The sequence below is a fragment of the Shewanella sp. S1-58-MNA-CIBAN-0166 genome (assembly GCF_040310085.1).
Lineage (GTDB): Bacteria > Pseudomonadota > Gammaproteobacteria > Enterobacterales > Shewanellaceae > Shewanella.
Map to the genome: position 1 here is coordinate 172,623 of NZ_JBEOPN010000002.1, position 14,602 is coordinate 187,224.

A 14,602-nucleotide genomic window follows, 5' to 3' on the forward strand; every position below is an offset into this window, starting at 1 on the left:
TGTCCTTGTTGATTATTATTTTATCTTTAGAACAAGTAATATATGACGCTTTTCGTTTATACAGCAAAGATTTGCATACGTATTCAGTGTGCCAAGCAAGTGCTTGAAGTGAAATTACGCAACAATTTTATTACCCCACGAACAATGATTGGCTCAGGGTTGATTACTTGACTCAGACATTGTTCACCAACACTTTATCCTTTACGCAATCGTATTAATTTACAATCTCATGTCCAATTCATTGTGTATTAACACCACGCATTGTGATGCAAACAACATTTTGGGCCCCAAGTTTATGTGCTGGGTACCCAGGCGTTTAAGACTGTTAAAGCTCTTTTTAGGCATAGGAATATGATCGGTCAGTAAAAAACACGGGTTAGCAGCAAACTCGATATCACGTACTGGGGTGCCTTTTTTCTCTAACATATACAGCTGATAATCTTCCGCTAACTCTTGCACCAGTTTTTCAAAACTCACAGTGCGCACTGTGATACCTGCTTCAACTTCACGTAACTGTTCTTTCGCCATGCCTTTAGATGTCGTTAAAGCTTTAGCAATTTTATGGGTTAAGTTTTGCTCATGGAAGCCGCCAATATGACCTAACTCACTTGAACGGAAACAGATGGTGCGAGAAAAATCGAGGGTGCTTTCTAACACTAAATACACCACTACATCGTCGCGATGTGATTGGGCGACAAAAATGGTATTCATCAAAGTGTGAGCTAAAATTTCAGTGTGGGCCGATTGACCAATACCTGCCAAAAATTGTTGGCTATCAACGGGAGCTGCTCTGGCTCGAACTACAAAAGCGCGCATGGGGAAATCCTATTAGAGGTAAATTAAACATGAAGCGGATAACGTAGTCGAATAATCAATCAGTTAAAGCCTAATATAATGTCTATTATCACAGTTTAAAGGCCCGCTGTAACGCTATTAATGACTGAAAAAATGAGTAGCGCAGATTCAAGTTATTTATTAGTTACGGCTATGTAGTTAATTGAATAATTGATAAAAAAGGGATTAAATTTGTGGCTTAATCCCTCTGGAGTATTTACTTGGTCTGGCTATCGTAATACTTACTACTAATCATGCCTTTAACAATTGATTCAATTTGTTTGATCGGAACCACCGATTGTATTCCTTGTGATGATTGCGGCGTCACTGATTGCGGTTCATCTATCCATTCATTAATTGAGGTGAACAATAATTGACCATCAGCACCTTTTTCAATTTTGGCTACATACCACCACTCTGTAATACCAACTGTTGGTGGGCTAAATATGCGTTGTTCATTATTAAATATAAATTCAACACGTGTTGTAGCCGGGTCAATGTCAGGTGAGCCAGAGAAATTTTTCACGTAGTAATCGTATCTACCTTCGACAGGAAACTGAGGAATTGAAATCACTTCAGGCCCATAACTTGTTACATCATCAACATCTAAATAGATGATGGTTTCATTAAGGGTGACTTCTGAATTGGCATAATACACATGGCTTTCATTACCTTCAGTATCAGTAATATAGAGATGTGAGTCTAAATCTCTTGGTGCTTCACCCCAGTTCAAGGTTATTTTAGTTAACGCTTCAGATAGCACTAAACACTCTGCTAAGGTGATGTCCTGTTCAAACGTGTTAATAATAGATGTTCGGCTTTGAAATCCGATAGTGGCGCCAAGTAAAACGGTAGAATGACGCTTAACTGGGATGCTAAATGTGCCATCATCGATAGAGAATGTGAGTGAGCGCCCCAAGTAATCACGTCCGTCTGAAATAACGCGAGCACCATTTAACAAATTACCATCTTCATCTTCCACACAACCATTTACCATAATGGTGTCGTAAATCATATCAGCATTCCAAGTAGTGAAATGACTAACATTACCTTGATAAAATGATTCACCGTTGACTGAAACTAATTGCGCTTCACCTTCTTCGATCCATAAACCTGACGTGGTGTCGAAATAATAAAGCGGTATCGTTGAGGGGGGAGTAGTACCTGCTACAGGTATATGAATTTGCGCGACTTTGTTTGGAGCGAGTTGTAGCTTGTTACCTGCACTATCAACAAAACTAACTGTAATAGCACCAAATGATTCTATTGGCACAATTTCGTTGGCACCGTTTGTTGTGAGCATATCACCTGGCATCATTTCAATATCAATAGCCGGGTTAATGACGGTTAGTTCAGCTACAACGGCAGAAGATACAAGGTTACCATTTAAATCAACAAGGCTGTTTTCAGGTAAAGTAACAAGCACATTACCATCAACAGCTAGCTCAGATACTTGAGTCGCATCAAAACTAATTGATGCATGAACAGGTTGTAATAGTAAATTGTGTTCTTGGGTTAGTTCATTTCTTGAAATACTCAATGCAGCTTCAGAATAATCTGTCGCATCAGCCACAAGAGTCAATCTGTCACTCAATTGAGTATCTTGGATTTTTGCTGAAAATAAGCCTTCAGCATCAGCCGTTACTGTATTAACAACTAGGTTACCATTAGATAAATTCACGACACTTTCTGGAATGACTTCACCATTAAAATAGTTAATCGTGGTACCAGAAATAGTATAGAAAAACTTTTCATTTAAATTGAAACTAACTTGAATTGGCGCAACGCCATCTTCACCACCGTCAGTAACTTGTACAGAAATATCGGTTGATGTTGTTTCATTTACGGAAGATGTATAAGTTATTAAGCCAGAAGGACTAATCAATAAACCATTTGGTCCGGTAATTAGTTCAAAGTTAATGTCATTTTCAGTGTCAGAATCGTCTACATCAGAAACGACTAATTGGTAGGTAAATGTCGAGCCTGAATCTACACTTTGCGCCACGATAGAAGACACAACCGGGGCATCGTTTACAGGCGTTACAGAGACTTCAAAGTTCTGTACAGCAGGTTGCGCTTCGTCTTCTCCACCATCACTCACAGTAACCGTGATTGTCCCAGACGTTAATACACCTTCAAGTGGTGTCCATGAAATCAGACCTGTATTGTTAATGGCCATACCATCTGGCGCATTGGTTAAATTGAATGTTAAATTCGTACCATCATTGGCATCGTCTTGATCGGTAACGGTTAGCTGATACAGGTATTCACTATCTTCAATTGCAGTGACAACAGCGCTAGAAGATATTAACGGTGCGATGTTTTTAATCACCTCATTTTCATCATCGGAAGATGAACCACATCCGGTTAATACAAAAGAAAGTGCAGTTGCAACAACAGAAAGTCGCCACTTGTTTGTTAATTCCATTTACCTACTCCATGAATTAATAATTGTTAACTAGTCATTAAAATATTAAACATAAGGTGTTGATCTTTAGTTGCATATTTCGTTGCGATAATGACGATTAAACAATGATTTATCAATAATCATAAGTGATGTGCATTGGCGATTAGCGCACACTTTTGTATAGGTTAAATGTTAATAGCAAGCCAAATATGGCTATATAATTCTGTTAGCAGCATCAATTTTAATACAGGCAACAAGAAAGATATTTTTCAAATCTTGTGTGTGAGATCGGTATTTATAATTAAAAAATACGTTATAAAGTACAAATAAATTACATCTTTAATTGGAGATACTATGTCTGGATCTGTTCACGGCCATCAAGTTATGCAAATGATGCTAACCCACGGCTCAGCGTTAACAAAACAAGAGCTTAAAATGATGATGCAAACTACATTTGGTGCAGATAGTCGTTATCATACTTGCTCTGCAACAGAGATGGACGCTGAGATGCTGATTGAGTTTTTAGAGGGCAAAGGTAAGTTTATTCCCAGTGACGGCGGTATTACCACTGCAGCAGATAAAATTTGTAATCACTAAATTAATCAAGATGACAATATGTGGCTTAGCACTAGTGGGTTCTAGATAAGCCTAATGTAAATATAATTTACCATACACTCTTCAATTTCACTCACTAACTCTTCAGTGTTGATTTCTGGCTCGGATAAATCCATTTTACCAATTAAGCACACAATCCCCTTTGAACCTTTGAATTTCAATATGTGATCAACATCAAACTTTAACAATAGGAAGGCTCGTATTGTGTAGATAAAGGTAAAGGTGTGGTTATACATATAAATATAGATTTTCTAATTACGCAATCTAATCACGCAATCTAATATCACACAAATAATCGCTGTTAAATAGCACACTTACGCAGATACTCAGGATTGGCTGAAGCCCATCCTGCTGATTTAAACACTCATGCCATTGGCAGTATCTAAGACTAAGGCCAACTCATGAACACATTCTTTTCGTCCTCAAAGTTGAATATTGCCACAAGCAGCCTTGACTGGGTTATGGGCCAAACCATAAGACATTCATTAAATCTGCAAGATGCTGTAGCACTTGATGAATTACAACAGCTGATTGTGCCAGACAAGCCGATTGAAACGCTTTATATCCACATTCCTTTTTGTCATACCTTGTGCCGTTATTGCTCGTTTCATAAAATTAAATTTAATGAACCAGTAGCCCGAGAATACTTTAAGGCGCTGAGACAAGAAATCCGCCAAGTGCTTGCCAAAGGATTTCGTTTTAATCGGGTGTATATCGGCGGTGGCACCACAACTATTTTAGAAGATGAGCTGATCAAAACAATAGAGTTGATTAAGTCATTAACATCAGTACGTGAAGTCACTTGTGAAAGCGATCCTATTTACTTTAAAAATGGTCAGCCGCATTTGCTTAACGGTTTGGTCGACCGAATGTCGATTGGAATACAAAGCTTTGACGATAAGATTTTAAAAGCGGTTGGTCGTTTTGAAAAATTTGGCAGCGGTTTACAACAAGCTGAGTATGTTAGCCGCGCTATCGAGATTATCCCTACGGTTAATCTCGATATGATGTATGGCTTTACCATGCAAACACCGCAGACGGTGGCAAACGACTTGGCTCAAACCATTCGTTTACGTCCAGATCAAATTACCACTTATCCGTTAACCATTGGCATTGGTAAAAATCGCAAAAAAGCCGGTTGCCTTGCTGGCGAGCCTGAAGCGTTATGGCCACAGTTTTTAGCGGTAAAACAAGCGTTAGCTGAACACTATATTATGGAGTTTCCGTGGACCTTTAGCCGTAACTTTGGTCAGCCAGTTGAACATAAATATGTATTAGATGGTGAAGACTGCTTCGGTGTCGGTTCAGGCGCATTTGGTCGCTTTGGGGAGCAATTTAGAATTTCCAGTTTTAATATCCCAGATTACATTAACCGTATCAAAGCAGGACATAGCGGCACTTGTTATACCAAACCATTAAAAACCAAGGCACTGTCACAGCATTATTTAATGATGATGATGGGCTGCGGCTTACTGGATAATCGACAATGTAAAGCCTATACCGGCAAGTCTTTGTGGCACGCATTCCCGTTAGAAATGAGTTTTTTAATTTCAGCTGGAGCACTGAATAAGCAGGGTGATAATTATATCACTACGGTTGAGGGTCAGTTTATAGCGCTAAAAATGTTTTCAGGCTTTTTGTCTGGAATGGATTTTTTACGCGAACAGGCCTGTGGATTGCCCTTAAGCGTAATTGAAACGATGCCGAATATTTAGTTTGTGCGTTATCGATAAACGTTTAAAAAAGCCACAGGCAAGCATATCTGTGGCTTTTTAATGAGATACTTTTTTACATAAACTAAACAATTATAAGTATCAGTTTATGCCTTATTGGCGACGTTAAGAATAACAGACTGCAAAGGGGCTAATTCAATATCAACACTGGCGCTGCCATCTTTGTGTAAAATGAGTTGTTGATTCTGTGGGGTACTTTTCAGCAAATCTGTCAGCTTTTTATTACTGCTAATTTGCCACGTTTGTATCAGTGTGTTTGGCAACTGAAGGGTAAATTGTTTGCTGTGGCTTTGACTGAAATTACTGACAATGATCAATTGCTGTACTTCGTTAAAACGGCTAAAAGCAAATACGCTGTCGTCATAGCCTTTAAGCTTATTTTGGCGTTGTAGGCTATCGAGTTCCCTGTACTCACCGCTTAGCGCAGTAGCAGTGTGGCTTAAGTTTAATAACGTTTGATAATAAGCGCGTAATGTCTTTTCATCGCTTGTGGACTGTCCGCCATCAAACTTGCCGTTGTTCATCCAGCGTTGATGAGCCGGTACGCCCACATAATCAAAAATACTGGTGCGAGTCGGTTGGCCAAAACCTGCATTTTCAGCGCCTTGTTCGCCAACATCCTGGCCAAAATACAGCAAGGTGGGTGAGCGACTTAAGGTTGTAGAGATCACCATGGCAGGTAGGGCATTAAATGGATTGCCAGCAAACTCGTTGGTGTTGATGCGTTGTTCGTCGTGGTTTTCTAAAAAGTGCAGCATGTGCTGATCGATGTCACTGACTTTGGCTTGAACTGTCGCAATGGCTGCAGTGCTAGCTTTACCTTGAATAATGGCTTTTAAGGTGTCATATAAATCGACTTTGTCGTACAAGTAATCCATTTTACCTAAATGAATATAATCGCGGTATAAATCGGGGTTATACACCTCAGCCAGAATAAACGCATTTGGGTTGGTGTGCTTGATGTGGCTATTGAGGTAGCTCCAAAACTCTACTGGTACCATTTCAGCCATGTCGTAGCGAAAACCATCTACGCCTTTGGCTAGCCAATATTGCGCAATGTGCTCAAATTTACGCCATGAATCGGGAATGTTATCGGCCGCTTGTGTTTGCCAAAAGGCTAAATGCTCGGCGGTGCTTTTGTTTTCATATTCTTTTGGCAGAGCAGGGAAGTCATGGCTACCATCGGGTTTGACTCCATAATTTATTTTAACGGTTTCGTACCAATCGTTGGCATCGGGCTTGGCTAAACGTGAACCGTTGCCGGTCCATTTAGCCGGTGACTCGGCAAACTTTCCGTCTATGAGGGGATGTGTTTCGCCGCCTAATGGCAAATAACCATCCGATGCTTGTGGGACTTGAAAGTCTTCACCGACTACATAATAGAAATTGTTGTGTCTACTATAGGTGTTAGTTTTATCGTCGTTAGCACCAAAGTCTGGCTCGCCTTTTGGCGCTGAAATAGAATGATAATTGCGCGCGACATGGTTAGGCACTATGTCGATAATCACTTGCATACCATTGGCATGGGTGCGGTCGATTAATGCTTCGAATTCTGCCAAGCGATTAGCCGGATTATCCGCTAAATCTGGATTAACGTTGTAATAATCTTTTACCGCATAAGGTGAACCCGCACGGCCTTTGACGACATCAGGATCATCATTACCAATGCCATAATATGTATAGTCATTGACTAATGCATGATGCGGTACGCCGGTATACCAAACGTGTGTGGTGCCTAAGGATTTAATGTCTTGCAAAGCTACATTGGTAAAATCGCTAAATTTACCTACGCCATTTTCGGCAATGGTACCCCATGCATTATTGGTGGTATTGGTGTTGCCATACAGGCGAGTGAATACTTGATATACCACAGGTTTGCCTGTTGCAGTAGTTTGACTGGTTTGAGTAACTGATACCATATCGTTATCGATTTTTACCGCAGTATCAGTTTGTTCAACGCTATTGGGTTGGCAAGCGCTTAATCCTAACCCCAGTATACAGGCTAGTACCAATGCCTTTGGGGTCGGTGAAGGTAGGCGAAGTTGGCTTACTAACGGTTTAGTGATGGGGCGCATGAGTCTCTCTTTTATTGTTTTTATGAGAGTGATTCTATTGAAGAACATAGAACCACTCCTTAATGTCAAATAACTGAACGTATCTGTATCTAAACTTTAGAGCGTAAATTCCAACGTCTAAATATTCGACTCTAAATATTCGACTCTACATATTCGAGTATACATATCTGTGATAAAAATCAATGGCTCAGTTTAAGAATCGTGACACCTTTATTGGCCAAGGTAAGCGGCTTAGATAATGAGTACGTTTGTTTGTTGATAATATCAACGCCAGTAGTGTTGTCATTAATCGCAGGTTTGAAACGTTGTAAATCAAGTTCAATAGGCTGGCTGTTTTTATTGTAAATGATCAGTAAGGTTTCATCGCCCTGATGACGGCTTTGGACATAAACACCGTCTTTGGGCACAAAGTGCTGCAACTTACCTTGTTGAATCGCTAATGAGTTTTTACGGTAATTTAATAATGTACGTACGAAGTTAAGTGCTTCGGTTTGTTGTGCATTCAACCCTTTACCTGTAAATACATTGACACTGTCTTGTGGCCAGCCACCAGGAAAATCTGCGCGCACAGCGCCGTCGTTACGGTCTTCTGTAGGACTTTGCATGACTATTTCTGAGCCGTAAAATATTTGTGGAATACGGTTGCTGGTCAGTACATAAGCCATGGCCATTTTGTACAGTGCAATGTCGTTTTTCATTAAACTGTAAATACGGTTAGTGTCGTGATTACCTTCAAATAACACTAACTGGCTTGGATTGGCATACACCACATCGTTAGCCAACATTTGGTAAAGATCGATAAATCCAGCGCCCCAATCTTCCTCTTTGGTTAAGCTTGCTATAAGAGTGTCGTACAAGGGGAAATCCATCATGCTGGGTGCAAAAGATTGATAACCATCTACATTTACCTTACCAGCTTGCCAGTAGCTTACCGTCACTGGGTTACTACTCCATTCTTCGCCAACAATATTAAAATGCGGGTATTCATCCATAATGGCCTTTGACCATGCTGTTAGAAAATCTTTGTCAGCATAAGAGTAGGTGTCTTCGCGAATACCGCTCAGCCCCGCGTATTCAACCCACCAAATACTATTTTGAATTAAGTATGTTGCCATGTGCGGATCGCGTTGATTGAGATCTGGCATAGTGACGTCAAACCATCCATCACTAAAATCGACCGTGTCTGCATTCACAGAGTAAGGATCTTGTACGGTAGTGCGTCTATGGCTTGAATAGCTAACATTTGTAGGGTCTTTCACCCAACGGGATTGACCATTAATCCAAGTGTTACTCGGCATACTGCTCATCCATTTATGACCCGAGCCCATGTGATTAACAACCACATCTTGGATGATGCCAATGTCAAATGATTGCGCTTCTTCTACCAAGGCTTGGTATTCTTGATTGCTACCAAAACGAGGGTCTATTTTATAAAAATCTGTGGTGGAATAACCGTGGTAAGAATATTTTTGTTGGTTATTTTCAAGCAATGGATTAATCCACAATTGAGTGACACCTAAATCATGCAAGTAGGGCAGTGCTTTGCGGATCCCCATAATATCACCACCATGGCGGCCGCCATCAAAGCTTCTATCGGCTTTTTCAAGCATGTCTGGGTGGTTATCATTGTCGGGATTACCGTTAACAAAACGATCTGGAGTGATTAAGTAAATCACATCTTTATTACTAAAGCCTTGGCGATCGCGTGAACCTTTTTGACGGGTTTGCAGCTCATAATCAAATTGCTCAACTAATTGGTCGTCTTTATATACCCCCAAAGTCAGTTGTTGTGGTTTAGCTTGGCTTAAGTCCAAATTAACAAATAAATGGTCGTTACTGTCGGTTTTATCAACGCTGCTGAGTGTGACACCTTCAGCCTTGATTAATTTCACTTGGGTGTCGCGAATGTTATCGCCAGCAATCAATAGTTGTAACGTAGGTTGTTGCATACCCGCCCACCATGACATGGGCTCGACGTTAAGTGCGGCATTCACCGACATGGCGCTGACACTGAGCGCACAGCCTAATACTAAACGTGATGCGAGCTTGCTGATGCGATGTTGGCCTAGGGGCGTTGGGTGTGAGTAATGTGATGACATGATTACTAGTCCTGTTTTATGTAATTTATTTTTATTCTGTTAACGCATTATTACTTTTTATCAAATACTTAAATTTTTTCGATATAGGTTTCATGGGTCGGCATTTGCTTCACCGTGCTGGCAATGACCTTACGGATATTGGTTAAATAGTCGGTTAAATCGACTTGGCTGACCGCTTGGGTCAGTGGATGATAATCTGCAGGAATAATGCCTTGCCCTAACATGACCTGGATCCAGGCCGCTTCGGTAAAGAGTTCATCTTGATGCCGAAAAACCGTTGCCGTGGTGCTAAATAAATCTATTTTACGTTGTAAGCTTGCGGGAATATCCATGTCGCGACATTGCTGCCATAAACCGTGTTCACCGTCGGCAGATTGTTTAGCATTAAGATGATAGTGCAAAATAATAAAGTCGCGGATTTGCTCAAACTCGGTTTGTGATTGGCGATTAAACTCATCAATGTGCTGTGCTTGAATGCCGTTTCGGGGAAATAATTTGGTTAAACGAATTATCGCCGATTGGACTAAATGTAAGCTGGTGGACTCTAACGGTTCTAAAAATCCGCTCGATAACCCAATAGCAACACAGTTTTTATGCCATTGCTTGATGCGCCTGCCTGTGGTGAAGGTGATTTTACGTGGCTCGGCTAGCGGTTTTCCGTCTAGGTTGGCTAATAAATGCTGCTTAGCTTGCTCGTCGCTCATATGTTTACTGCTATACACAATGCCATTGCCAGTGCGATGTTGCAGTGGAATACGCCACTGCCAACCAGCATCATGGGCGGTTGCTTTAGTGTAAGGCGTGACAGGAGAGGTGCTTTCAGATGGCACGGCATATGCGCTGTCACAGGGGAGCCAATGCTGCCAGTTTTCGTATTCTACCCCTAATGCTTTTTCAATTAATAAAGCAGAAAAACCGGAACAATCAATAAATAAGTCACCATTAATACAGCGACCATTTTGTAAGGTGACACTGTCTATCGAGCCATCATTGGTGAGTTGAGTGCTGGTTATAGTGCCTTCTATTCGAGTGACGCCACGTTGTATGCTGTATTGGCGTAGTAAGTTGGCGTATAAGCTGGCATCAAAATGATAGGCATGGGTGATACCACTCATCTGCGCTTGAGCAATACTTTGAATAGGTTGGAATTTATTATGTTTAGCGGCCTGATAATTAAGCGAGTATTGCCAAAAGTCATTAGCGTTAAATGAATTTTGATTTTGTTGGCTACAATTAGCTTGAGCGCTGAGCCAATAATGATGAAACGAGGTAAAGCCTAAGTCACGACCAATGTTACCAAAAGCGTGCATATAAGCATCGCCTTGTTGGTGCCAGTTTTCAAACTCGATGCCTAATTTAAAGGTGGCTTGAGTTGCTTTAATAAAGTCTTTCTCGCTAATGCCCAATACGCTGTTAAATATCTGCAGGGGCGGAATGGTGGCTTCACCCACACCTATAGTGCCGATGGTATCAGACTCAATAAGGGTGATGTTAAGTTGTGTTTTAAACAACTTGGCTAACATCGCTGCGGTCATCCAGCCCGACGTTCCGCCGCCTACAATGACAATGTTTTTTATTATTGTTTGAACCATTGTTATCGCCTTTTTAACTATTTTTGATTTATTTTTATTGAATCCGATAAAATAAAAAAGCCCCTGTAATAGGTTACAGAGGCTTTTTTGTCGGTTTAGTACATTCTATAAGCCCATTAGAACTTGTAGTTTGCGCCTAACATAAAGTTACGACCGTAGTTTTGATAATCACGCACGTGACGTGCATCTTCACCTGTGTACGATGTAAATGGCTCGTTGGTTAAGTTGTTTACTTGGAACTGAACCGATAAGCCGTAAAGAGCATCGATACCGCTTTCGGTAAAGTCATAACCAATTTGCGCATCAACAACGGTTTCAGCTTTTACGTTTACGTTTACACGAGTCAAGCTGATTGCGGTGACTTCACCTAAGAAGTCACTACGGTAACGTGAGCTAATACGTGCTTCGAAGCCAGCATTTTCATAGTAAACCGTGGCATTGAAGGTTTTTTCTGAAAGGCCAGGTAACGTGGTTGGATCGCTATCTGGTGTTTCTTTCACTTCACTGTCGTTGTACGAACCACTCAAGATAGTACCAAAACCTTCTAGTTGGTCTGCAAAAAGGCCAAAGTCGAGAGACAAAGACGCTTCTATACCTTGTACATAACCACCTTCACCATTTTGTGGTTGTGAGGCTAAACCAATTGGATTGCCTTCACGATTTGGGAACAACTCTCCAAAGTTAAAAGGAGCTTGTTGGTCATATACATAGTTTTCTAAGTCTTTATAGAACACAGCTAATGAGAAATAACCTTGGTCGCTAAAGTAGTTTTCGTAGCTAATGTCGTACTGACGCGCTAACCATGGGCGTAGTTCTGGATTACCTGCACCACCGGACCAGTTTACGCCGTCAGTTGGGTTTTCGTTGTAGCTAAAGTTTACGTTAGCATTCATTTTGTCCATGCGTGCGCGGGTTAACGTACGTGCAGCGGCAAAACGCAGCATTTGACCATCGGCAACTTCAAAGCCTAAGTTCATGCTTGGTAACCATTCAAGGTAGGTATCGCCCGCTGTGCGTGCTGTCAATACAACTGCATCATCTTCAACTGTCGCGACAGTGCCATTTGAGCTTTGATCAGTATGAACGGCCTGTATGCCAATGTTACCGGTTAATGGGAATCCAAAAAGCTCAGACTCTAAGTTGGTTTTAACATAAAAAGTTGAGACTTCTTCTGAAACGTCCCAAGAGTTAGTCGCACGGGATAAATCGACATCTGCTACGTCTGTTTCGGTATAGCCGCCCGCATTGTAAAAGGCTAACGAATCATAACTGAGCACATCACCCATGCCGAAAAAGTCGAGTGAGGTTGGCGATAATAAATATTGCTCTGGTACAGACTCTAGGTAGTTATCTGTGCCGTCATAGCCCGCTAACGTTAGGTAATAACCTTTATCAAGCTTGCTTTTATCACGATTAGTGCGGTTAACACCAAACTCAACGCTGCGCACAGCACCGTCATCAAACACATATTCTGCGCTTAAACGGAATGAGTTTAACTCATCTTCTATTTCAGGCTTGTTAATAAAACCGTCTTGAGTATTGGCACCAAGTGGGCTACCCCAACCCAGTGGGTCACCTAATTTGATGACATTAGGGTCTGCATAGTTAAGGTCATGAGTAAAGTTGTAACCACCATTACCGTTGTAAGCAAAGCCTAAGTCATCAACTGCACCAACACCGGTGCCACGGCCTGTACCAGTATAACTTTCCATACCAATGTCGGTACGATCCACTTTTGATAAAGCAATATCGGCTTCAACGCGCCAGTTATCATTAATGGTGAACTTGTTATTCCAGCCAATTGAAAGTGATTCAGCATCACGTTTGTTGACATCATTACGGATAACGACTTCGGCACCATTAATGGTTCCTTGTGTCACTAAACCATCTTCGGTAGTTGTCGCAGTCACTCCACCGTTAGTACCCCAAGCTGCAGGGATTTCAATACCGCGTAAACGCTGGTCATCAGTGAACTTTGTATAGTAAATGTCAACAACTGAAGTGAATTTTTCATTAGGTGCGTATTCAAATACAGCTAATACACCATCACGTTCTAATTCACTTGAACGCACAAATGGTTTTGCGCCACCTAAAACACTGTCACCGGCATCATTTTCTGGGTAACCCCATGCCTGCCAGCGTTCTTCTTGGTTGGGTGACATCATGCGGGCATAACCTAACGCAATACCGATAGTGTCGTCTGCAAACTGGTCGATGTATGAAATGCTGCCACGATAACCGGTGTCACTTGAACCACTGTTAAGTGATCCTAAATCATTCATTTCGCCACGAAGCGACATCGCAATAGTTTGCTCACCATGGGTTAATGGGCTGATAGTTTGCATATCTACCGTGCCGCCAATGGCCTGCGCCATGACAGACGCATCAGGTGTTTTGTACACCACAACACGATTTAATAATTCAGAAGGATATTGGTCAAACTCAACACCACGGTTATCGTTAACCGAGGCTTGTTCGCGACCGTTTAATGTCGCGGTAGTAAAATCTGGGCCTAAACCACGGATAGAGATAACGTTTGCACGTCCATCTAAACGCTGTGCTGATACACCGGGTAAGCGTGCGAGTGATTCTGCAATACTGACATCAGGCAATTTACCAATGTCTTCGGCAGAAATGGCTTCAACAATGGATGATGAAGACATTTTTAGTGATTGTGATTCTTGTAAGCTGCGACGAATACCAGTGACTTGAATCACTTCAATATTTTCTTCGGCAGTGTCAGTAGTATTAACGTCATCAGCAGCGTAAGCACTCATGCTTGCACCTGCAGCAACTAACGCTAGCGTAAGTAGGCTCGGTTTAAATAGCAACATTCATCTTTCCCCTTTAGTGGATACTTAACAACTTGAAGTCCAGGTCGAGTGTTAGTGTCCTTTTGAATTTTGGTTACAGTCTTTATTGTGTTTTTCCCTCAGCATGCTTAATTAACTTTTATAAGTGACTGCATAAGTGCTGAAGTTATGACCAAATTGTTGCGCAACAGTGACGATACTACTCCCAGTACAGTTTTGCCGACAATATTATGCATACGTATTCAACGTTATTAGTGGCGAATTAGCGGCTCGATTTTACAATTACGAAACAACTTAAGGATACTATTTATACAAGTTAACCTATTGTATTCATAGTTTTTTTATTGTTTCCAGTAAGTGCGTTAGGTCAATTAATTCTTTGCATACGTATGCAGGTGTATTGAACCTGATTTCCTTATTCACGTATCCTCGGG

Annotated in this window: 8 protein-coding genes; 2 read left to right on the forward strand and 6 right to left on the reverse strand. The window is 41.2% G+C overall.

The genetic code is table 11. The annotated features are described in order from the left end of the window. Window positions 1-219 precede the first annotated feature (219 nt). Together trmY and AAEY99_RS02360 are read right to left on the reverse strand one after the other, a co-directional pair. Window positions 220-816, reverse strand: coding sequence for a tRNA (pseudouridine(54)-N(1))-methyltransferase TrmY (gene trmY / locus AAEY99_RS02355; protein ID WP_162022952.1), 597 nt, complete (start codon window positions 814-816; stop codon window positions 220-222). Between the two features lie 235 nt (window positions 817-1,051). Next, window positions 1,052-3,262: a YfaP family protein gene (locus tag AAEY99_RS02360; protein ID WP_351008922.1), complete on the reverse strand. Its 2,211-nt coding sequence runs from the start codon at window positions 3,260-3,262 to the stop codon at window positions 1,052-1,054. Window positions 3,263-3,595: 333 nt separating this feature from the next. Between AAEY99_RS02360 and AAEY99_RS02365 the strand changes: the two genes are divergently transcribed. Together AAEY99_RS02365 and AAEY99_RS02370 are read left to right on the forward strand one after the other, a co-directional pair. Beyond that, window positions 3,596-3,838 carry a YecH family metal-binding protein gene (locus AAEY99_RS02365; protein ID WP_351008925.1) on the forward strand — a complete coding sequence of 81 codons (243 nt, stop codon included), beginning with the start codon at window positions 3,596-3,598 and terminating at the stop codon, window positions 3,836-3,838. 419 nt (window positions 3,839-4,257) lie between these two features. Next, window positions 4,258-5,571 carry a coproporphyrinogen III oxidase family protein gene (locus AAEY99_RS02370; RefSeq protein WP_351008928.1) on the forward strand — a complete coding sequence of 438 codons (1,314 nt, stop codon included), beginning with the start codon at window positions 4,258-4,260 and terminating at the stop codon, window positions 5,569-5,571. A 104-nt stretch (window positions 5,572-5,675) separates the two neighbouring features. On the opposite strand, the gene AAEY99_RS02375 is transcribed toward AAEY99_RS02370, so the two are convergent. From AAEY99_RS02375 to AAEY99_RS02390, 4 genes are all read right to left on the reverse strand, one after another. Beyond that, the gene (locus AAEY99_RS02375; protein ID WP_502959486.1) at window positions 5,676-7,664 is read right to left on the reverse strand and encodes an alpha-amylase family protein; all 1,989 of its coding nucleotides are present in this window, start codon (window positions 7,662-7,664) and stop codon (window positions 5,676-5,678) included. A 179-nt stretch (window positions 7,665-7,843) separates the two neighbouring features. Further along, entirely contained in the window at window positions 7,844-9,763 is a 1,920-nt protein-coding gene (locus AAEY99_RS02380; protein WP_351008930.1) for a glycoside hydrolase family 13 protein, read from the reverse strand. A 68-nt stretch (window positions 9,764-9,831) separates the two neighbouring features. Further along, a complete protein-coding gene (locus AAEY99_RS02385; RefSeq protein ID WP_351008931.1) occupies window positions 9,832-11,355 on the reverse strand; it encodes a tryptophan halogenase family protein in 1,524 nt (507 codons plus the stop codon). 116 nt (window positions 11,356-11,471) lie between these two features. Continuing rightward, window positions 11,472-14,189: a TonB-dependent receptor gene (locus AAEY99_RS02390; protein WP_335692162.1), complete on the reverse strand. Its 2,718-nt coding sequence runs from the start codon at window positions 14,187-14,189 to the stop codon at window positions 11,472-11,474. Between the last annotated feature and the right edge of the window lie 413 nt (window positions 14,190-14,602).

Coding starts and splice junctions, on each gene's coding strand:
- AAEY99_RS02375 (WP_502959486.1), bottom strand. CDS start 7,664: ATGCGCCCCATCACTAAACCGTTAGTAAGCCAACTTCGCCTACCTTCA.
- trmY (WP_162022952.1), bottom strand. CDS start 816: ATGCGCGCTTTTGTAGTTCGAGCCAGAGCAGCTCCCGTTGATAGCCAA.
- AAEY99_RS02370 (WP_351008928.1), top strand. CDS start 4,258: ATGAACACATTCTTTTCGTCCTCAAAGTTGAATATTGCCACAAGCAGC.
- AAEY99_RS02360 (WP_351008922.1), bottom strand. CDS start 3,262: ATGGAATTAACAAACAAGTGGCGACTTTCTGTTGTTGCAACTGCACTT.
- AAEY99_RS02365 (WP_351008925.1), top strand. CDS start 3,596: ATGTCTGGATCTGTTCACGGCCATCAAGTTATGCAAATGATGCTAACC.
- AAEY99_RS02385 (WP_351008931.1), bottom strand. CDS start 11,355: ATGGTTCAAACAATAATAAAAAACATTGTCATTGTAGGCGGCGGAACG.
- AAEY99_RS02390 (WP_335692162.1), bottom strand. CDS start 14,189: ATGTTGCTATTTAAACCGAGCCTACTTACGCTAGCGTTAGTTGCTGCA.
- AAEY99_RS02380 (WP_351008930.1), bottom strand. CDS start 9,763: ATGTCATCACATTACTCACACCCAACGCCCCTAGGCCAACATCGCATC.